This is a genomic window from Chroococcidiopsis cubana SAG 39.79 (assembly GCF_003991895.1).
GTDB classification, from domain to species: Bacteria; Cyanobacteriota; Cyanobacteriia; order Cyanobacteriales; family Chroococcidiopsidaceae; genus Chroococcidiopsis; species Chroococcidiopsis thermalis.
On sequence record NZ_RSCK01000020.1, the window covers coordinates 24,964 to 42,825 of the forward strand.

General features: G+C 43.9%; 23 protein-coding genes. 6 read left to right on the plus strand and 17 right to left on the minus strand.

Annotation, left to right across the window (positions count from 1 at the left end):
• The first annotated feature begins 584 nt into the window (after window positions 1-584).
• Complete coding sequence (gene aqpZ / locus DSM107010_RS14565) at window positions 585-1,364, plus strand: aquaporin Z (protein ID WP_106165934.1); 780 nt, start codon at window positions 585-587, stop codon at window positions 1,362-1,364.
• A gap of 119 nt (window positions 1,365-1,483) precedes the next feature.
• On the opposite strand, the gene DSM107010_RS14570 is transcribed toward aqpZ, so the two are convergent.
• Together DSM107010_RS14570 and DSM107010_RS14575 are read right to left on the minus strand one after the other, a co-directional pair.
• Window positions 1,484-1,756 (minus strand): DUF1830 domain-containing protein, encoded by a 273-nt coding sequence (locus DSM107010_RS14570; RefSeq protein ID WP_106165935.1) that lies wholly within the window; start codon window positions 1,754-1,756, stop codon window positions 1,484-1,486.
• 190 nt (window positions 1,757-1,946) lie between these two features.
• A complete protein-coding gene (locus DSM107010_RS14575) occupies window positions 1,947-2,810 on the minus strand; it encodes a hypothetical protein (RefSeq protein WP_106165936.1) in 864 nt (287 codons plus the stop codon).
• Between the two features lie 201 nt (window positions 2,811-3,011).
• On the opposite strand from DSM107010_RS14575, the gene DSM107010_RS14580 reads away from it, so the two are divergent.
• Window positions 3,012-3,242, plus strand: a complete 231-nt coding sequence (locus DSM107010_RS14580) for a hypothetical protein (RefSeq protein WP_106165937.1) — start codon at window positions 3,012-3,014, stop codon at window positions 3,240-3,242.
• Here DSM107010_RS14580 and DSM107010_RS14585 read toward each other — a convergent pair.
• Window positions 3,216-3,428, minus strand: a complete 213-nt coding sequence (locus DSM107010_RS14585) for a hypothetical protein (protein ID WP_106165938.1) — start codon at window positions 3,426-3,428, stop codon at window positions 3,216-3,218. The genes DSM107010_RS14580 and DSM107010_RS14585 overlap by 27 nt on opposite strands.
• Before the next feature lie 150 nt (window positions 3,429-3,578).
• Between DSM107010_RS14585 and DSM107010_RS14590 the strand changes: the two genes are divergently transcribed.
• Window positions 3,579-5,258 (plus strand): B12-binding domain-containing radical SAM protein, encoded by a 1,680-nt coding sequence (locus DSM107010_RS14590; RefSeq protein WP_106165939.1) that lies wholly within the window; start codon window positions 3,579-3,581, stop codon window positions 5,256-5,258.
• A 79-nt stretch (window positions 5,259-5,337) separates the two neighbouring features.
• Here the strand turns inward: DSM107010_RS14590 and DSM107010_RS14595 are convergent, their stop codons facing one another.
• The 5 genes from DSM107010_RS14595 to DSM107010_RS14615 all read right to left on the minus strand — a co-directional run bounded on the left by DSM107010_RS14595 (window position 5,338) and on the right by DSM107010_RS14615 (window position 8,723).
• Window positions 5,338-5,982: a helix-turn-helix transcriptional regulator gene (locus tag DSM107010_RS14595; RefSeq protein WP_106165940.1), complete on the minus strand. Its 645-nt coding sequence runs from the start codon at window positions 5,980-5,982 to the stop codon at window positions 5,338-5,340.
• A gap of 59 nt (window positions 5,983-6,041) precedes the next feature.
• On the minus strand, window positions 6,042-6,509 hold the full coding sequence (locus DSM107010_RS14600) for a hypothetical protein (RefSeq protein ID WP_015154257.1): 468 nt from the start codon (window positions 6,507-6,509) through the stop codon (window positions 6,042-6,044).
• Between the two features lie 253 nt (window positions 6,510-6,762).
• Window positions 6,763-7,374: a superoxide dismutase gene (locus DSM107010_RS14605; protein WP_015154258.1), complete on the minus strand. Its 612-nt coding sequence runs from the start codon at window positions 7,372-7,374 to the stop codon at window positions 6,763-6,765.
• A 195-nt stretch (window positions 7,375-7,569) separates the two neighbouring features.
• The gene (locus DSM107010_RS39610; protein ID WP_199755548.1) at window positions 7,570-7,791 is read right to left on the minus strand and encodes a hypothetical protein; all 222 of its coding nucleotides are present in this window, start codon (window positions 7,789-7,791) and stop codon (window positions 7,570-7,572) included.
• A 53-nt stretch (window positions 7,792-7,844) separates the two neighbouring features.
• A complete protein-coding gene (locus DSM107010_RS14615) occupies window positions 7,845-8,723 on the minus strand; it encodes a phosphate/phosphite/phosphonate ABC transporter substrate-binding protein (protein WP_106165941.1) in 879 nt (292 codons plus the stop codon).
• 148 nt (window positions 8,724-8,871) lie between these two features.
• Between DSM107010_RS14615 and DSM107010_RS14620 the strand changes: the two genes are divergently transcribed.
• Window positions 8,872-9,774, plus strand: a complete 903-nt coding sequence (locus DSM107010_RS14620; protein WP_015154260.1) for a c-type heme family protein — start codon at window positions 8,872-8,874, stop codon at window positions 9,772-9,774.
• Window positions 9,775-9,828: 54 nt separating this feature from the next.
• Here the strand turns inward: DSM107010_RS14620 and DSM107010_RS14625 are convergent, their stop codons facing one another.
• The 3 genes from DSM107010_RS14625 to DSM107010_RS14635 all read right to left on the minus strand — a co-directional run bounded on the left by DSM107010_RS14625 (window position 9,829) and on the right by DSM107010_RS14635 (window position 11,393).
• The gene (locus DSM107010_RS14625) at window positions 9,829-10,077 is read right to left on the minus strand and encodes a Mo-dependent nitrogenase C-terminal domain-containing protein (protein WP_199197493.1); all 249 of its coding nucleotides are present in this window, start codon (window positions 10,075-10,077) and stop codon (window positions 9,829-9,831) included.
• A 773-nt stretch (window positions 10,078-10,850) separates the two neighbouring features.
• Window positions 10,851-11,087, minus strand: a complete 237-nt coding sequence (locus tag DSM107010_RS14630; RefSeq protein ID WP_015154262.1) for a DUF4327 family protein — start codon at window positions 11,085-11,087, stop codon at window positions 10,851-10,853.
• Between the two features lie 9 nt (window positions 11,088-11,096).
• Window positions 11,097-11,393, minus strand: a complete 297-nt coding sequence (locus DSM107010_RS14635; RefSeq protein ID WP_015154263.1) for a hypothetical protein — start codon at window positions 11,391-11,393, stop codon at window positions 11,097-11,099.
• Between the two features lie 301 nt (window positions 11,394-11,694).
• Here DSM107010_RS14635 and DSM107010_RS14640 point away from each other — a divergent pair, with 301 nt between their 5' ends.
• Window positions 11,695-11,946 (plus strand): hypothetical protein, encoded by a 252-nt coding sequence (locus tag DSM107010_RS14640; RefSeq protein ID WP_127023253.1) that lies wholly within the window; start codon window positions 11,695-11,697, stop codon window positions 11,944-11,946.
• A gap of 32 nt (window positions 11,947-11,978) precedes the next feature.
• On the opposite strand, the gene DSM107010_RS14645 is transcribed toward DSM107010_RS14640, so the two are convergent.
• Window positions 11,979-12,659, minus strand: coding sequence for a response regulator (locus tag DSM107010_RS14645; protein WP_041463027.1), 681 nt, complete (start codon window positions 12,657-12,659; stop codon window positions 11,979-11,981).
• Between the two features lie 8 nt (window positions 12,660-12,667).
• A complete protein-coding gene (locus DSM107010_RS14650; protein WP_106165943.1) occupies window positions 12,668-14,236 on the minus strand; it encodes a sensor histidine kinase in 1,569 nt (522 codons plus the stop codon).
• Window positions 14,237-14,364: 128 nt separating this feature from the next.
• Between DSM107010_RS14650 and DSM107010_RS14655 the strand changes: the two genes are divergently transcribed.
• Entirely contained in the window at window positions 14,365-15,816 is a 1,452-nt protein-coding gene (locus DSM107010_RS14655; protein ID WP_106165944.1) for a bifunctional orotidine-5'-phosphate decarboxylase/orotate phosphoribosyltransferase, read from the plus strand.
• Between the two features lie 60 nt (window positions 15,817-15,876).
• Here the strand turns inward: DSM107010_RS14655 and DSM107010_RS14660 are convergent, their stop codons facing one another.
• The 4 genes from DSM107010_RS14660 to DSM107010_RS39620 form a co-directional block, all read right to left on the minus strand.
• Entirely contained in the window at window positions 15,877-16,569 is a 693-nt protein-coding gene (locus DSM107010_RS14660; protein WP_106165945.1) for a histidine phosphatase family protein, read from the minus strand.
• Between the two features lie 63 nt (window positions 16,570-16,632).
• Window positions 16,633-17,397: a class I SAM-dependent methyltransferase gene (locus DSM107010_RS14665; RefSeq protein ID WP_106165946.1), complete on the minus strand. Its 765-nt coding sequence runs from the start codon at window positions 17,395-17,397 to the stop codon at window positions 16,633-16,635.
• Between the two features lie 122 nt (window positions 17,398-17,519).
• On the minus strand, window positions 17,520-17,675 hold the full coding sequence (locus tag DSM107010_RS39615) for a hypothetical protein (protein ID WP_199755550.1): 156 nt from the start codon (window positions 17,673-17,675) through the stop codon (window positions 17,520-17,522).
• The gene (locus DSM107010_RS39620) at window positions 17,630-17,857 is read right to left on the minus strand and encodes a hypothetical protein (RefSeq protein WP_041462436.1); all 228 of its coding nucleotides are present in this window, start codon (window positions 17,855-17,857) and stop codon (window positions 17,630-17,632) included. The genes DSM107010_RS39615 and DSM107010_RS39620 overlap by 46 nt, the downstream gene beginning before the upstream one ends.
• Between the last annotated feature and the right edge of the window lie 5 nt (window positions 17,858-17,862).

The following is a 17,862-nucleotide window of genomic DNA, read 5'->3' on the forward strand; positions in this document are numbered from 1 at the left end:
TTTCTACTACTGGTTCTGTTTTAGTCAAATTAACTTTTAACGTCCCCTGGAATAGAATGCCTGGATTGATAAAAAAGCTAAATGCTCGATCTCGCTTGCTATAGCAATCCTATTTGATTCATGAACGTGGAGCAGCTTCTAGCCTGCCGTAGGCTAGAAGCCTACTTTACAAATCATTTAGAACTGCTATAGATTACTGTAATTAATCCCGACCTCTTCAGAAGTTGCGGGCAGATTTATAATTCAGATTGAATTTTTCCCGTTTGTTAAACTGGCTAGAAGCGGCTACTGCATTCATTAGTACTACTTTTGGAGCATCTCCTTTGATAGATAAAACTCACTTTCAATTAAGTGTAAAGTGTGTTCAATTCAAGCGTAGAGCGTACGGAAACAGGTATGTTATCTGTCCTCTAACTTATGAATGCAATGTGAGGTAGGGCAATACTCTAGCTACTTTGCATCTAGCATAAAACGATACAATACAAACTCGTTTTCGATCGGGAAGAAGCTTCACTTCTCAATCAAAAGTTTGTCTTTATCTGTTGCGTAAAAAACTTTTTACTCACTGTGAGGAATAGATGAACATGGCACTTACAAAAAGGTGCGTTGCAGAGTTTATTGGGACTTTCTGGCTGGTTTTCGGCGGTTGTGGTAGTGCAGTACTTGCAGCAGCATTTACAGCAGATGCAGCAAAACTAGGTGAAGGGACAGCATTTCCACTAGGGATCGGACTAGTTGGTGTATCCATCGCTTTTGGTTTGACAGTTCTGACGATCGCATACGCATTAGGACACGTTGCTGATTGCCATCTCAACCCAGCTGTAACTTTCGGACTCTGGGCTGGCAAGCGATTTCCTGGTTCTGAACTACTGCCATATATCATTGCCCAAGTCATAGGTGCGATCGCGGGTGCGGGAGTTGTTTATCTAATTGCTAGCGGTAAGGCGGGCTTCACTCTTGCAGGCTCAAACCCATTGGCAACCAACGGTTTCGGTACACATTCACCCAGTGGTTATTCTTTAGCAGCTTGCTTCTTAACCGAAGTCGTGATGACTTTCATGTTCTTGATGGTGATTTTAGGGGCAACAGATCGCCGCGCTCCCCAAGGTTTTGCTCCCATTGCTATTGGGTTAGCACTGACCTTAATTCATCTAATTAGTATTCCTGTAACTAATACCTCAGTCAACCCTGCTCGCAGCACGGGTCCAGCACTTTTTGCTGGCTTGGAGCATATTGCTCAACTTTGGTTGTTTTGGCTAGCTCCAATTTTAGGGGCAGTCCTAGCAGGTTTTTTCTACTCTAGTTTCTTTGCCGAGTCAAGGAAAGAGCGAATACCTGCCGAGCCAATTAAAACATTACGCTGAATAACTATTTAAGTGCTGTTCAACTCTCTTAAGTTGAATAAAGGGTGCAGGACGCGCCCTTTATCAACCGTGCCATGCCAGCCTGTAGTGCTGCTTCGAGCGTGAGAGCAGATCTCGATCTAGTTATTTTCTTCGCCTGCATCAACTTGGAGTTGTTCGCAAAGAATGGTGTCAGCAGGAATAGCGCTAGCTATCTTAGCACTATGGATCTCTAACTGCGCTTCTGGGATTGCCTCAAATAGCAAGTGCTGACCGGGAAATATAACTCGCTCCAAGTACCAGTGAGGAATATTCGTAATCCGTGCAATTTGAATTCCACTTGTTGCATTCTTATAGTTGCACAGAATGCGCTTTTGGTACTCATCAGGTAAGGAGTCTACGATCTGAGCCATAGTTTTGCCTCCTGGCAACAGCGCCAAAACAAATTTGACATATGCTAACGTAAACTACCTGCGAGAAGATCGCAAGCTTCCTACTGTACAGGCTTCTGCTCAAACGTGGACGTGAAAAATCCACGCTTGAGACTTACAGAGCCTCTATAGGCATTGGCACTAGTTCCTAACGCCAATGCGTCAAAATCTGCTACTCCAGTGGAGGAGGATTGTTTCTGAGAACTTCTGGAGATGCTGTTGTCATGTTGAAATATTTCCATTCTCGCGTAACATACTTGGCTTTGCCGATCGCAGCATCTGCATTTCTTTCACCACTGGACGAACAAACATTTGTCCAATAATCGGCTCCAGCTAGAGCAAGATATCGCGCGATATCGCGATCGTCTGGCTGACTAGGGTTATCGAGAATTAATCTGGCTCTAAACGTTGTAAACACACCTGCGATATCATTTGGATCTATTCCTGCTCTGTTTCTGGACCAAAAATGAAAATTATATCCATTGCCCGCTGTCACTGAGATAGTGCCTTGTGGCTCCTGCCGAATATCCGCAGGAATATTGATGCCTCCTGCAAAGTCTTCCCTATATGCAGCTCCTACAGGAATAGAACTCTGCAAAGCCAACCATCGGTTGTTACTTTTTTGTAGTAGATAGGTGTGAATTTCTCCTAGCTCGACACGAGTATTTGCAGCTGGATTGCCCTCGGCAGCTTCGTTGACGATCCCCCATCCAATTAGTGCTTGCAATTCTCCAGGATTGTTACCTAACTTGACTCTTGGAGTTTGCGACCAGTCATATGATGCTGGTACTCCGCGCATCTTACCTTCATGCTGACCCTGCATATCGCTGATGATTAGTTCTACCGAATTTTCATCAAGATTATCTGGATTTGCTTGCACGAGTGTTTGATGTAAGCCGCTCTTCTCGATCGCATTAACTTTAATCGCTGTGGCATGTGCTGTTGCGATCTGAGCTGCTGATATGAAAAATGCTAGTAGTAAACCGAATATTAATAATAATAGAGAGCGACGACTAAACGAATAAGTTTTCAGCATTAACAGGACAATTAATTTGTGCTTTCAGTATGTTCTTTGATATATCGAGTGTTGTCGATATAAATAAGTTCAGGTATTTAATAGGTTGGTTAAGTTAGAAAAGGTCAGTTTTCAGATCGTTGTCCGTATTACTCGATCGCCGATAAAATTCAATTGAAAAGAGGGTGTTTTAACGGCATTCGTCTGCTGCGATAAGAGTTGATGCGTAAATTAGAAAAACATCGCTTGTTACCTCCACACCGAGTTGGTGCGGGAACAGGGCTGTACAACGGGCTTTCTGTCCTGTTTGGTGGTGTTGGCGGTTCGCTGATTCCTAGCTCGATTGTAGCGGTGACTGGTAGTTTTGATGCGGCAATTTTTAGTATTGTGGTGGGGGCGTTACTGGCAGCTTTCGTCATGCTAGTACTAGCAAGGACGCTGCGATTTGTATAAGTAATAAAGTGGAATTAATCCCCAACCTAGTAAAAAAACTTGCTCTAGATATCCTGGCAAAATAATAATTTGGATGTTGTCTGGTTTTTTTAAGGTATCGTATGCTTTCCAGTCTCTTCTGCTCATACCAGCGAGCTGTTGCAATTCATCTCTGGTAATATACAAATTGATTAGATCGGGTTGCATTGTTTTCGATCGGTTATTTGTCTTTTACCAAATCATAGAGAACAATATAATTTTAGGTCTTAAAATTAGATATAGATAGCTAAATAATTCAAACTTGTTCCCGCACCCTTGGAAGGGCGCACGGCTGTGCGCCCCTACAAATGTCATTCCATGAATTACCCAACTCCCAACTCCCGTACGGGCGGGTTTAGAAACCCGCCCCTACCGACTCTCGACTCCCGCACCTCTGTATTTTCTGCCGAACGCCTACTATTTACCCCAACAACTCCAGAATCCGATGCGATCCCCGCTATCTTCGCCTTTCCTAACGAATACACCGTAGGAATTACCAGCTTGGGATATCAAGTCGTATGGGCAACTTTGGCAATGCGTGCTGATGTTGATGTCAGTCGCTTATTTACAGATATATCCGAACCGCTGCCACGTCAGCCTGAATTAGTCGGCTTTTCTTGTTCGTGGGAATTGGATTATGTTAATATTCTGAGTCTATTAGAATCTATCTCCATTCCAATTCATACCAGCGATCGCACTGACAGCGATCCCCTAGTATTTGGTGGTGGTCCTGTTTTGACGGCTAACCCCGAACCCTTCGCGGAATTTTTTGACGTGATTCTGTTGGGAGATGGAGAAAATTTATTAGGAAATTTTATTTCAGCTTACAAACAAGTTCGGACAGCCGATAGAAAAACTAAATTACATCACCTAGCACAAGTACCAGGAATCTATCTTCCCAGCTTGTATGAAGTGACGTATGAAGACCCTACAGGTTGTATCCAATCTATTAAACCAATTGCGCCAGATATTCCCCATCAGATAGAAAAGCAAACTTATCGAGGTAATACTCTATCTGCTTCTACGGTTGTGACTGAAAAAGCAGCGTGGGAAAATATTTTTATGGTGGAAGTGGTACGCAGTTGTCCTGAAATGTGCCGCTTTTGTCTGGCTAGCTATCTGACTCTACCTTTTCGCACGGCAAGTTTGGAAGGTTCTCTGATTCCCGCGATCGAACGAGGACTGACAGTTACAAACAGGATAGGCTTATTAGGGGCATCCGTTACCCAACATCCAGAATTTAATGATTTATTAGCTTATTTAAGTCAACCAAAATACGATGATATCCGTTTGAGCATTGCCTCGGTGCGGACAAATACCGTCACAGTAGAACTAGCACAGACTTTAGCAAAAAGAGACACGCGATCGCTCACCATTGCTGTAGAAAGCGGTTCGGAACGGTTGCGTCAAATTATTAACAAAAAACTGCATAACGATGAGATCGTCCAAGCAGCGGTAAATGCCAAAGCGGGAGGACTGAGTAGCTTGAAACTTTACGGTATGGTGGGCATACCTGGGGAAGAACCCGAAGATCTGGAGGAAACAGTTAAAATGATGCGATCGCTCAAAAAAGCTGCCCCAGGATTAAGGTTAACCCTGGGATGCAGTACGTTTGTCCCCAAAGCACACACGCCGTTTCAGTGGTATGGAGTCAATCCCCAAGCCGAGAAGCGCTTGCAATATTTACAGAAACACCTCAAACCCCAAGGGATTGATTTTCGTCCCGAAAGCTATAACTGGTCGGTGATTCAGGCTTTAATATCGAGAGGCGATCGCCGTTTATCCCGCCTGTTGGAATTGACGCGCAACTACGGTGACAGTCTCGGTAGCTATCGCCGCGCTTTTAAAGAGTTACGCGGACAAATACCCGATTTAGAATTCTACGTGTTTCGCAATTGGTCGCACGAACAAGTCTTACCCTGGAGTCACCTGCAAGCACCTTTGTCACAGGCAACTTTATTAAAGCATTTAGCAGTATCAGTAAGTCGTGAATCGTAGGGGCGGGTTTACCAAGCAACTTTGCTATTCACAGAGATTTCAGGTAAACCGCCCGTACAGGAGTAGTGAGTAGTTTGTCTCAGTTACAACTAGAAATGCGGTAAGCACAACGGCGATCGCCACTTAAAATATGCTCGACTCGTTCGACGTTAACATCAGAACCAAGCAAAGTTTCAAACACTTGCAATTCTGAACTGCACAATTGCGAACAACTTTGAGCAGCAGCACAAATCGAACAATGATTTTCCGCCAGTAACAAGACTCCTGGTGACTCTTCAATTATCTCTGCCATATACCCTTCTTGAGTCCGCAGTTGAGTCAGAATTGCCACTCGTTCTCGCCAGTTTTGAGCGTGTTGCATCTGCGCCGAGTATGTTTGAATTTGAGCTTGGGTACGTTCGCCAATTAATACTCCTAACCCAGCTTCGCCAAATACTTTGCGGACTCCCTCAATTAATTTCACTACCAGATCGGCGTGATGGTTGGGAAAAAGCGCGTTGGCTTTCTCTGTTAATTGCCAAAACTTGACTGGACGACCAACCGCTTGCTTTTGCTCGCTATAAGTGACTAATTGCTCATCTTGAAGAGTTTGCATATGCTGGCGGATTGCCATAGGTGAAACCTGCAACTTAGTGGCTAAATCCACAGCCGTTTGCGAGCCGTGCATTTTGATAACAGATAAAATCTGATTTTTGACCCTTACCCGCTCGATCGCATCATTCATGCCAGGTAGATAGGCTTACTGGGCTATCAAACCTAGATTAACGCAAATTTTAACTTAGCTTAAGAAACGCCGGGATAGTTATATGCTATCCATCCCAACAATAAGCCCAACCATGCTACTGCTGTTGTAAATGCGATCGCTCCTAGTTTTTGCCAATACCTCAGCGCGATTGCCGTCATCACATAAGAATTAATCGTTGCCACTAGACCAATTGCCAACCAGTGATAGGGCAACAAGCTCGATTTTGCCTGCTGGACGAGGTAGGCGATCGCCGTACCCACTAATCCCGTCAAGGCGATCGAACCGTTTTGTCGATACCGACTGCTAGCTACACCGACTAAGTTTGCTAGCTGCCAGTGATAGAACAGAATTCCTATAGACCAAAAGCCCAAATTAATCTTGAGACTGGCAAGACAGAAACCTACCACCGTATAGAGAATAACTGCGATTACACCGAGAGAAATGATTTTTCGATGAGAAAAAATGCGATCGCAGCTTCTACGCTCTACGAAATTAGCTGGAACCATAGAGACATCCGAGCGATATGAGATTTTGAATTTTACAAGCAGGAGTTACGCACTAGAAGTTTGAGATTTCGATTCCCCAACCCCCTTTTTAAGGGGGCAACAGTTTGAGATTTCGATCCCCCAACCCCCTTAAAAAGGGGGCATTTGTTTCCTCTCTTCTAGAAGGACGTTCATTCCTCACTTTTTTATAAGGAATTGATTCCCCCCTTGTTAAGGGGGGCTAGGGGGGATCTTTTCTACCTAACTAGCTACATTATGGCGCTGTCGATAGACGGTTGTTGACCTCACTCCAGTTGACTGTATTCCACCACTGCTTGAGGTACTCAGCCCGACGGTTTTGATATTTAAGGTAGTATGCGTGTTCCCAAACATCGTTGCACATGATTGGGAAGTGTCCGTCCGTCCAAGGATTATCTTGGTTGGGCGTACTGACAATCTCATACTTGCCACCAGCCGAGCGGACTAGCCACACAAAGCCGCTACCAAAGCGCTTTGTACCAGCATCGTTAAACTGAGTTTTGAAGTTTTCAAAATCGCCAAAATTATCACTGATGACTTGGGCGATCGCACCTGTGGGTTCTCCGCCAGCATTAGGAGCCATCAATGTCCAAAAGATCGAGTGATTGAAATGTCCGCCACCATTATTGCGGACAGGAGTACGAACTGCTTCGGGTAATGAATTCAGGTCGCGAATCAATTCGTCAATACTTTTGCTCTGTAAATCTGGTTGCGATTGCAGTGCTGTATTTAAATTGTTTACGTAAGTTCCATGATGCAGATCGTGGTGAATCTGCATAGTTTGCGTGTCTATGTAAGGTTCTAAAGCGTCGTTTGCGTAGGGTAGAGATTGCAGTTCAAAAGCCATAAACTCTTTTTTCCTCTTAACTAGAGGTTTCGATAGACTAATATATCAAAACTTTCGATAGAAAAATCTATCAAAATATGACAATTTCTGTGAGCAAGTGCTAACTATCACAACCAAAACGTAACAATCTTGGCGCTCGCCTTTCCTGTCTCAAAGGTTAGAGATTAACAGAGAGCAGGGAGAATGACTTGTGACTTACGACTTTTCCCCACGTTCTTCGGGTAGTAAGGTAGTTTCATTTTTTGGCTGTTCGGCGCGAGGAGCGATCGCCGCAGTCCGCTTGAGTCTGACCAGAAAGCTAACTCCAATTGCCCAAGCGACTGAAACCATCCATCCTGCTAAAATATCGCGCTTGATAATGAACTCCCAAGTATAGCCGCGTCCAAGCGATCGCGATCGCATATACACTTCCGCCAATTAATACCAACTCCCCACTAGTCACTACTTGCCACTCACTTCCCAACAACCACTTACCCTTTAAACAACCGTGCGGGTTTCAATTGCGCGCTTCCTGGTTGTAGTTCGTAGGGAAAAATGCTTTTGACACGCTCGACTACAGAAATCATGTAGCGATAATCTGGAATCGAACCTGTAGGAACGTAACCTGTTTCTTGGGCTAAAACGGAAGCAGCTTCGCTTAAAATTTGACGAATAAATTCTTGGCGATTGCGTTCGATAGTTGGCGAAATTAAAACAGATCCCAATGGTACGCTGTGGGGATCGTTGTATAAAACGCGAAAAGAAATTTGAGGAAATTGCGTCTTATAAGCATTAAATTCTCTTTGAGAAAGCGCCCCCGCATCGGCTTTACCTTCAGCTACCAAACTCAATATAGTTTTTGGTGTAGGCGCTAATAAAATTTCTGCTAAAGTTAAGCCATACAGATTATAAATAGGTAAATAAAATCCCGTTGCCGAACCAGGTTGACCCAAGGCTACTGTTTTATTTGCTAAGTCTTTCAGAGATCGAATGGGGCTGTTTTCTTGAACAACCAAAATCGAGCGTAAGTTTTGAACTCCTTCCAAGGTAAACAGGGGACGGTACTGCTGCTGGGTGATGGCGATCGCAGCTAAGCCTGGAGGAGCAAACACCAACGACCAAGAGCGATTGCGAATTCGTTCTATGGCTTTATTCTCATTAAAGGCAGGCTCTAGCCTCACCAACGAACCAGTCTTCTCGCCTAAGTAATTGATCAAGCGATCGTACTGACTGAGCGTCTGTTGACCTTCAGAGTAGCTAACTGTACCAATAATTAACTCTTCTCCCTCACCTTGTAGCGATCGCGAACCGCAAGCTGCTAAGAAAAATAATTGAAGTAAAAAGAGACGACGCGAATATCTGGAATTCATTTTCACCCAGCTGTAGTTGAATAGTATTGCTGGATCGATGAGGTGCGATCTCCACTTAGGGGAAAAGATGAAAACAATTTATAATTTTAAGTAGCATTATATACACTTCTTTTACCATCGTAAAATAAATCTCTACTTACAAGCCAAAATGTTAAAAAATCTTAAGCTTACTGCCAAATTTAGCTTAATGTTGGTCGTAGTTTTCATCGGTGGGATTATCATCAGTGGTGCGGCACTCTCCAAGGTACTCGAACAGAGAGCCGAAAGGGAAGTTAGTTCTCAAGCAGCAATTCTGATCAAAGCGATGAATGCGGTTAGGACATATACCAACGAGCGTGTCAACCCATTACTCGCACCTAAACTCGAAACCGAACCAGTCTTTATTCCTGAAACAGTGCCAGCTTACTCCGCTACGGAAGTCTTTGAAAACTTGCGTAAAAACGAAGAGTATCGAAACTTCTTTTATAAAGAAGCCACGCTTAATCCTACCAACTTACGTGATAAAGCCGATGCTTTTGAAGCTAAAATTGTCGAGCGTTTCCGCAACGAATCAAACACTAAAGAAATTTCTGGTTTTCGCAATTTACCAGGCGGAGAAGTCTTTTACATTGCTCGACCATTAGCGATAACAAAAGAAAGCTGTTTGCGGTGTCACTCTACCCCAGAAGCAGCACCTAAAAGCCAAATTGCTACCTATGGCTCGGAATGGGGTTTTGGTTGGAAACTCAATGAAATTGTAGCAGCACAAGTTATTTCTGTACCTTCGAGCGAGATTTTTGAGAGTTCTAGACGCTCTTTATCTCTAGTTATGGGGATATTGTTTGGAATCTTTGCGATCGTCGTATTGTGGCTGAACTTCTTCTTAAAACGCTCTGTAATTCAGCCAATTAGGAAAATGTCTAGAACCGCAGAGCGAGTTAGCACGGGAGAAATGAGTGCAGATTTCGAGCAAAATTCTAATGATGAAATTGGCATCCTTGCAGCTTCTTTCAATCGGATGAAATCGAGCTTAGAAATTGCGATGAAGTTACTCAGTCAGCAAACGCGATGAACAATTGTCAGTTATCAGTTGTCAGTTAATTCTGACTGCTGACTGCTGACTTCTTTAACAGTATGCTTGAATGTCTTCACCGCAGCAGTCGGCAAGGTAACATAAAGCACGAAATCTCAAACCGACCAATTGCTCGTATAGGGGGTTGAGTTTGCATAGAGGAGGAATGTGTCCTACTTTATGACCGAATAGAATAATATCTCGCTCAAAAGGACATTGCGCTGGAATAGTTTTCGCAATTAATTTTGCAACTTGGGGGTGAGCAATCTCAAAAGTATCTATCCTTTGTTTCAAAGACTTCATTGGAGATAATGTAAATGCGATCGATGGACGGGACTTGTGTGAAATGCTTGCTTCTACTACAAGGGAAATTAAACTGACAACCTGAATCATATGTAAGCTACCTTCCTCACGCTCTTCTTAATGTATGGCGTTAAAAATACAAAGACATTGCCTAGCGGCGATTAACTTCTGGAAAATTGACACGCAGAATTAGAAAGCGCGATCGCTAACTTTTCTCCCTCGAAATTGCGTTGAATTGATAGAGAAAACTTATTTGCTTTCCTAATTCAAAAATAGCAAATTATCTTTGTATTGCAAGCGTTTTAGCAGGATCGATTGCTAATGCAGCTTATTGTGATTTCATATATATAATCTAGCTATCTAAAACATCAGCACACAGTATCTCAAGAAAGAAGTTTTTCACTACCTAAGCTTGTTTTATTCTTCCCTAAGCTAGAGTGCATGAGCCTGACTTTTCTACTTAATAATTGTTGGCAATATATAACAAGGCGCACATACGTACGCCTCTACAAATCTGTTTGCCTTATCTAGCTGAGAATAGATATATAGCAGTTTTCAAGCAGATGAAGTACACAGATCTGTAGGGGCGCACAACTGTGCGCCCCTACAGATGTAATGCATTAGAGTGGAAATCGCTGTATATAAATAATCTAATGTAAATAGATAAAATCTTATGTTCGGCGTTCGGAACTAGGGAATATAGATCGAGAGTAATTTTCTCTCTTTACCCTGCGATCGCCTTCCTAGTCCTACCCTAGTCCTTTGCCATGCGTTTAATCATTTTCCCAGCGTTCGCAATCGAGCAGATCGGCAATGCGATCGCGCAAGTTGTACTCGTGTTTTTCCAATTCTCGCTCAAAAGCCGTCCAATCTCTAGCTGGGATGTATTCACAGAGGACGTACATTGGTTGCCTACGGCTAATAATTCCTTTCTGTACTAGATGTAAGACTTCGTGTTTGATAACGTCTAAAGAATATTCAACTGGTGAAAGTAGTGCATTTACAGACATGATTTTCGCTCAGAAACTACTAGCAATTCTCGGCATCACTGAATCTAAATTTGGTAAGCCCATACCCCAGACTGCGGCTGGATGACCGACACAGCGTTGACCCATTGCCCACAAGTAAGCATTTGGGTGATTTTCCTGTATCCATCGCACAATGTATTTAAGCTGCTTGTCTGTTAACTGTTCGGGTACTTCTGGCAAACATTCAGTAATGACGGCAATCTGGCGTAAAGTAGCACCCGCCTGAAACCGATCGCCTGCAAAACACCATTGCTTGATGAGTTGATAAACCTGTTCTGTTGTATCCACAGCTACTGTCCGAAACCCCTAATTCTGTTAAGCATTAATACAGTATTGCTAGATACAGTTTGGGAAAAACTACCCAGTGGATACTTGTAGGCTGCATTCTTCACTAAAAAAAAATATCCACCTGGATATCCACTTGATGGAGGCGTAAATAAAGTTATCCAGTTTAGGGTGATTAAGTTAACAAACTTTCTATTAAATAAAAAAATACTTGTTCGTGACTGAATTTCTGCATCAATTGTGCGATAACAAGCAGCCTTGCCGGGTCATGATTCTCGGTAGACTTGTTGCAACAGTACAACGTGTGAGCCGCTACTGTCTCGAACAAATGGTAGAAGTCTTACCTTACTATGGGGTTCCTACTGGTGAGGAGATAACTCTGTTCGATCCAGACATCCTCATAATATGTCTGCCCGCCCCAGAACAACTCTATCTTCAGACAGACAAGCCTTTTATTTTGTGGTCTGAACTAGAGGCAAATTTCAAGCTGCCGATTGCGTCTAATCCGGCAGAGTTAGCAAAGATGTTGCGGCAAACACTACAAGATTTCAATTGAAAATGTCATGCGTGTAATTTAATTCACGTAATTTAAATTAGTCCTTCGCGCACGGCTAAAGCTGCTGCCTGAACGCGATCGTCAACGCTCAGTTTATTGAGAATCATCCGCACGTAAGACTTGACCGTTCCCAGGGAAAGAAATAGTTGTTGGGCAATCTCTTGGTTCGAGCATCCTTCAGCAATTAGTTTGAGAACTTCTCGTTCGCGGCTGCTGAGAACTGGAATAGGTGAGATGGTGGAATACTGTTCTTTGACGGGAATTACCGGATTAGGCTTGAGCATCCGTGCCACTTTGCGGGCTATTTGCGGGTCGAGATAAGCGCCACCAGTTTGAATTAACTGGATTACAGCTAGCAGTTGTTCCCATTCAATTGTTTTGAGACAATAGCCATCAGCCCCTGCGGCTAACATGCCCATTACTTGAGTATCATTATCAAAAGCACTTAAGGCGAGTATTCGCGTCGTGGGGCGATCGCTTTTGATTTGTTGAGTTGCCGCGATCCCATCCATCACGGGCAGATCGATATCCATTAATACGACATCTGGTTCTAACTCGGCAGCTAATTGAACTGCCACCCTGCCATCAGCAGCTTCTCCCACGACACAAAAATCGGGTTCGAGGGCAAACTGTCCTTTCATCCCTCGACGCATCAAAGCATGATCTTCGACTAATAAAATTCGTACCACACCCTCTACCTGAGACCTGCTCATTACTAGTTTCATACTCCCCCGACTCCCGACTTCTGTACGGGCGGGTTTCCAAACCCGCCCGTACCGACTCCCGCTTCCCCATCAAATGTCAAAGAAACTGGCAGGGTAAACCAAAAGGTACTGCCTTCACCTAGCTGACTATCCACTTCGATCGTACCTCTGTGAGCAACGACGATCTGACGGCAGAGATATAAACCCAATCCTGCACCACCCCGCCTACCTCTCCCTTGAATGAAGCGGTGGAAGAGTTTGTCTTTTTCGTGGGGTGGGACTCCAGGACCTCGATCGCGAACCGAGACTTTGATGCGATCGCCTCCTAACAAACTGACTTTGATTGTAATCTCTTGATCTGGTGGGCTAACCCGTGCGGCATTATCTAATAAGTTTTGCACCACTCGTTGAATTTCTAACTGGTCGCCGTAGACTGTAGGGAGTGAGGCAGCGATGTAAATAGTGGGAGTAAGCTGGCGAGCGTGAATTTGACAAATCAGCTCCACAGCCTGAGAGCAAATCTTTACCCAATCTAAGGGTTCCCAGTTTAAGTGCTGTCCGCCACCAGCTTCATAACGAGATACATCCAGCAAATTATCTACCAACTTCAGCAATTGCTCGTTCGATTGGCGATACTCTTCTAGAATTTCTCTCCAAGTCTCGTCAACAGAACCAAAAGCCCCATTCAACATCGGGCGCAATGTATTGCGAGTGGCGAGTAAAGGCGTGCGCAAGTCATGAGACAGTGCAGAGATTAAATCTTCTAGCTGTTGGTTACGCATTTGACTGTATTCTTGACGCTGACGAATTTCTGCTGCCATCTCATCGAGTACGCTAGCCAACCGTCCGATCTCATCTGATGTAGTATAACCGAGCCGAATTTCCAGCTTACCAGCCCGCCAAGCTTGGCTGACTTGAGTTAAATGGCGTAGGGGAATTTCTACCCGCTTGCGTAACAACCATAAATTCCAGCTAACTCCAACACTAGCTATGAAGACGTTGAAGACTTCCAGCGCAGTCTTGATCTGGTTAATTTGCTGCAATTGCTGCTGGCGCTGAGACAGGATTTTTTCTTCATGCTGCAACATAGTTTTGACAACATCGCGCATGGGATCGAATAAAATCTTTCCAGGTAGATAAGTCTTACTCGCAGTACCAGCTATGACACTTTGCACAAAACTATCCTGCCAAATTGTATGAATTGATTCAATGACTTGGAGCTGCTCTAGTTGGCTTTGATCTCCTTTTGTCAATTTTTCTAAAGATTTAAAACTACTATGAAAAGCATTATTAGCGCGATCGTAATTATCAAGTAATTCTTTATCTTTAGTAATTAAATAGCCTCGAATCGAAGTCTGTTGATCTAAAGCATGACTCAACATCTGTTCCGTTTTCTGTTCTACCAGTAAAGAATGAGTCACCCAACCAAAGGCTTGCTGATGGAGATTTTCTAATAGTAGATTCAGAGAACCTTGTACGATAAGGAATAGAATCAGTAGCAAACAACTAAGATACAAAGGGGCAAATAATCTATTTTTCAGCGAAAATTGCCTCAACCGCGATCGCCATTTTTTGAAAACTGACATGAGAGACATTGAGAGACAAGGAAGACAAGGGAGACAAGGGAGACAAGGGAGCGGAGCAAGTACAAGTCACAAGTCACAAGCGTTTCACGCACCACGCACCACTCTTTACTGATAACTGATAACTGTCTATGACATTTTTCGATAAATTAAACGCTGCGATCGCCCGCAATCAGAGTTTGCTGTTTCTCGGACTCGATCCAAATCCTGAAATGATGCCAAGCCAAAATTCAAATCGGTCTGAGAAGAGTATTATCGATGATTTAGGGGACTGGTTGCAATTTGTCATCGCTCAAACGACAGATTTAATTTGCGCTTATAAGCCGACTTTAGGCTTTTATCAGGCTTTAGGTGTCCCAGGCATAGAGTTGCTAGAACGGACGCTCAAAGCTATACCTGAAAACATACCAATCATTTTGGATGCCAAACACAGCGACCTCAACACTAGTACAATTTTTGCCCAAACAGTATTCGAGCGCTGGCGAGTCGATGCTGTCACCCTCAGTCCTTATCCTGGGCAAGATTGCGTCGCGCCATTTTTGGTTTATCCCGGCAAGGGAATATTTATATTGTGCTGTACTTCTAATCCTGGGGCGATCGCATTACAGCAATATCCTTCGCCTGAATCTCCCTTTTACTTACAAATAGTGAAAGAAGCGAAAATCTGGGGGACTCCCGAACAAGTCTGTTTAGAAGTTGGAACCACTTCCCCTGACGTGCTAGCCAAAATTCGGGCAATTACTCCCGAAAGAACGATTATGGCTCGGAGTATTTGGGCGCAAGCAAGTAATCTACCTCAATTATTAGCCGCAGGTTTAAATTCCAACGGTAGCGGATTACTCGTTCCCGTACCTCAAGATTTTTTGAGTCAAAAGAATCCAGCGACTCAGATTCAAGCTTTGCGACAAGAAGTAGAGCAAGCTAGAACCGCAGCTGTTAAAAGTGCTTCTCAGTGTGACGTGTGGTTTCCCAATGTTTGTTTGTTGCAACAACACCCCCACACCCAATTAATTTTGCAACTCTACGATCTTGGCTGCATTATCTTTGGTAACTACGTACAGGCATCGGGGGCAGAATTTCCTTACTATATCGATCTACGCACGATTATTTCTAATCCCCAAGTTTTCGAGCAAGTTCTCAACGCTTATGCAGAAATCCTACAAAATCTAAACTTCGATCGCATTGCTGGAATTCCCTACGGTTCCTTACCCACTGCTACAGGCTTGGCATTGCGAATGAATTACCCGATGATTTTTCCCCGCAAGGAAGTTAAAGCCCACGGAACGAGGAGAGTTATTGAAGGACATTTTCAGCCAGGGGAGACAGTTGTAGTCGTTGATGACATTCTGATTAGCGGTAAAAGTGCAATAGAAGGAGCGGGAAAGTTAAAATCGGCGGGTTTAAATGTAGAAGATATTGTTGTATTTATCGATCATGAAGAAGGGGTAAGAGATAGGCTCAAAGATAATGGCTATCGCGCCCATGCCGTGCTAAAAATTTCTGAAATTACCCAAACTTTATATGAAGCAGGCAAAATTGATGAGGCACAGTATCAGACTTTAAAAGGGAGCAGTGACCAGTGACCAGTGACCAGTTACCAGTTACCAGTTACCAGTTACCAGTTACCAGTTACCAGTTACCAATTACCCATTACCATCGCGCTGAATTTGTCCGACAACTTTTAGTTCGCCTTGCTGATTGGCTCGCATGACAACGGCTCCACCCGACTGCAAACCTATACTACTGAGTTCGCTGATATTGGCGAAATGCGACACCATTATTATGACTCCTGGGGTGTTTCGATGTTTGATTATCTGTTGGCGAACCTGCTGCGTTTGTTGAGTTGCAGTGGTACGGTCTTCAAAGATGGAATTGAGCATTGGAGAAGGTTGGACAGCACCCAAGTCGAGTAACTTGGCAGTTTCCAAACAGCGACAATACTGGCTAGAAAGAACTTGGGTAATTGGAATGTTGCGATCGCGAAATACTCTGCCAATCCGTACCGCTTGGTCTCTACCTGCGGCGGATAAATTGCGCTGAGTCGAGCAATCATCCAGTCGAAACCCTGGTGGGTCGCCAGTTCCGGGAACTGTTTGAGCATGGCGTAACAATACTGCATAGCCCGTTCCTTGTCGCATTTGCGTCCAAATATCTTGCTCGGTTGCCTGAGCAGTATTGAGGGTTGCAGAATTTTCTGATGAACTGGTAGAGCGATCGGGCGATGCCAAAGTAAAAGGTATTGAGCTGTTGCTACTAGAAAGAGGAAAACAGCTAGCCGCGAGTGGGAGAAGGGCAATAGCCATACCCAGCCGAGAAAATTTACAGATAGATTTCATATGAAATGATAGGAAAAATTGCGATCGCCGACATTTCGATCGTCAATTCGGGCGCGATCGCGGTTAGATTTTCTGTAATTTGAATGCTACTGAATATGGGCGGTTTTGAGCATTTTTTATCTCTTTTTCAGTTTCAGCTAAATGAAATTGCTGCTCGGTGATTCTTGGCTCTTCAAAGTCAGTTATTTCAAATCCTGCATTCCTGAATGCTTTCCAGTAATCGGAAAGCGGTCTGTGAAACCAAATAAATTCTGACGTAAAATGCTTCCAGGGTGGATCGACGCATTTTTGCGGCTCGAAATAAGCAAAGCTCCAACGATAAAGCGATTCTCCATCTTCAATAACAATTGCTCTACTTTGAGGAAAACATGGATGGGAAAATACCACAACTGCGATGCCATTGACTTTTAATACTCGATTGAAGGCTCTCATCGTGTTTTCAAGATCTGGCACATCCATGAGAACGTAGTTGGAAACGATCGCGTTAAAAAAATTATCTTCAAGACTGTCCATCGTCTCGCAGTTATCTACATGAAAGTTGATATTTTGACCGTTTTGATTAGCTTTTTCGCGAGCTATTTCAATCATCCTCTCGGATAGATCGATCGCCGTTACTATAGCTCCTTGACTTGCCAATTTCCTACTAAGATAGCCTGTTCCGCATCCAGCATCTAGAATCCGAAGCTCTCGAACATCTCCGACAAAATTCCATAAAACCGGATCGGAGTTCAAACGACGGTTGCTATCTCCGTCATCTCCTACTTGTATGTCCCAATCATCAGCAACTGAATTCCAAAATTCACGGACTTCTTCAATGCGATCGCTCATAATATTAAAAAGGCAAACTACACAATTTTAAATTTTAGCTGTTGCCACTAGGAGCGCGATCGCGCTCCTGTTGACTGTCAATTACCAACTACCAACTACCAATTACCATCCCTATAACTGTCTCATCCAATGGGACGGGGATTTGGTAGGCGTACCAATCCAGCAAACTGCTTACCTGGATACCAAGATGTTTGGGTTAGTTTGTCAAAACCAGGAATGCTCTCCATGTGCTTTACCATGCGATCGCGCATTGCTCGATCGGGTAGTTCTCCTCGCATTGCTTTGCTGCTGCTGGTAGAATTCTCTCTTCGGCTGCACGTTGAGCGATCGAGTAACGGACTTGCACGAAGTCCAAATCGCCATTCTCGATCCATCGTTCCATCGGGGCAAAATACACTGGTTCGTGATGGTTGACTTCTCCCCTGGCTGAAGCCGAGGGGATTCTAAACTGCTGCTTCATGACGG

Excerpts from the sequence above, each read along its gene's own strand:
- aqpZ (WP_106165934.1), top strand. The coding sequence starts at position 585 with ATGGCACTTACAAAAAGGTGCGTTGCAGAGTTTATTGGGACTTTCTGG.
- DSM107010_RS14570 (WP_106165935.1), bottom strand. The coding sequence starts at position 1,756 with ATGGCTCAGATCGTAGACTCCTTACCTGATGAGTACCAAAAGCGCATT.
- DSM107010_RS14575 (WP_106165936.1), bottom strand. The coding sequence starts at position 2,810 with ATGCTGAAAACTTATTCGTTTAGTCGTCGCTCTCTATTATTATTAATA.
- DSM107010_RS14580 (WP_106165937.1), top strand. The coding sequence starts at position 3,012 with ATGCGTAAATTAGAAAAACATCGCTTGTTACCTCCACACCGAGTTGGT.
- DSM107010_RS14585 (WP_106165938.1), bottom strand. The coding sequence starts at position 3,428 with ATGCAACCCGATCTAATCAATTTGTATATTACCAGAGATGAATTGCAA.
- DSM107010_RS14590 (WP_106165939.1), top strand. The coding sequence starts at position 3,579 with ATGAATTACCCAACTCCCAACTCCCGTACGGGCGGGTTTAGAAACCCG.
- DSM107010_RS14595 (WP_106165940.1), bottom strand. The coding sequence starts at position 5,982 with ATGAATGATGCGATCGAGCGGGTAAGGGTCAAAAATCAGATTTTATCT.
- DSM107010_RS14600 (WP_015154257.1), bottom strand. The coding sequence starts at position 6,509 with ATGGTTCCAGCTAATTTCGTAGAGCGTAGAAGCTGCGATCGCATTTTT.
- DSM107010_RS14605 (WP_015154258.1), bottom strand. The coding sequence starts at position 7,374 with ATGGCTTTTGAACTGCAATCTCTACCCTACGCAAACGACGCTTTAGAA.
- DSM107010_RS14615 (WP_106165941.1), bottom strand. The coding sequence starts at position 8,723 with ATGAATTCCAGATATTCGCGTCGTCTCTTTTTACTTCAATTATTTTTC.
- DSM107010_RS14620 (WP_015154260.1), top strand. The coding sequence starts at position 8,872 with ATGTTAAAAAATCTTAAGCTTACTGCCAAATTTAGCTTAATGTTGGTC.
- DSM107010_RS14625 (WP_199197493.1), bottom strand. The coding sequence starts at position 10,077 with ATGAAGTCTTTGAAACAAAGGATAGATACTTTTGAGATTGCTCACCCC.
- DSM107010_RS14630 (WP_015154262.1), bottom strand. The coding sequence starts at position 11,087 with ATGTCTGTAAATGCACTACTTTCACCAGTTGAATATTCTTTAGACGTT.
- DSM107010_RS14645 (WP_041463027.1), bottom strand. The coding sequence starts at position 12,659 with ATGAGCAGGTCTCAGGTAGAGGGTGTGGTACGAATTTTATTAGTCGAA.
- DSM107010_RS14650 (WP_106165943.1), bottom strand. The coding sequence starts at position 14,236 with ATGTCAGTTTTCAAAAAATGGCGATCGCGGTTGAGGCAATTTTCGCTG.
- DSM107010_RS14655 (WP_106165944.1), top strand. The coding sequence starts at position 14,365 with ATGACATTTTTCGATAAATTAAACGCTGCGATCGCCCGCAATCAGAGT.
- DSM107010_RS14660 (WP_106165945.1), bottom strand. The coding sequence starts at position 16,569 with ATGAAATCTATCTGTAAATTTTCTCGGCTGGGTATGGCTATTGCCCTT.
- DSM107010_RS14665 (WP_106165946.1), bottom strand. The coding sequence starts at position 17,397 with ATGAGCGATCGCATTGAAGAAGTCCGTGAATTTTGGAATTCAGTTGCT.
- DSM107010_RS39615 (WP_199755550.1), bottom strand. The coding sequence starts at position 17,675 with ATGCGAGGAGAACTACCCGATCGAGCAATGCGCGATCGCATGGTAAAG.
- DSM107010_RS39620 (WP_041462436.1), bottom strand. The coding sequence starts at position 17,857 with ATGAAGCAGCAGTTTAGAATCCCCTCGGCTTCAGCCAGGGGAGAAGTC.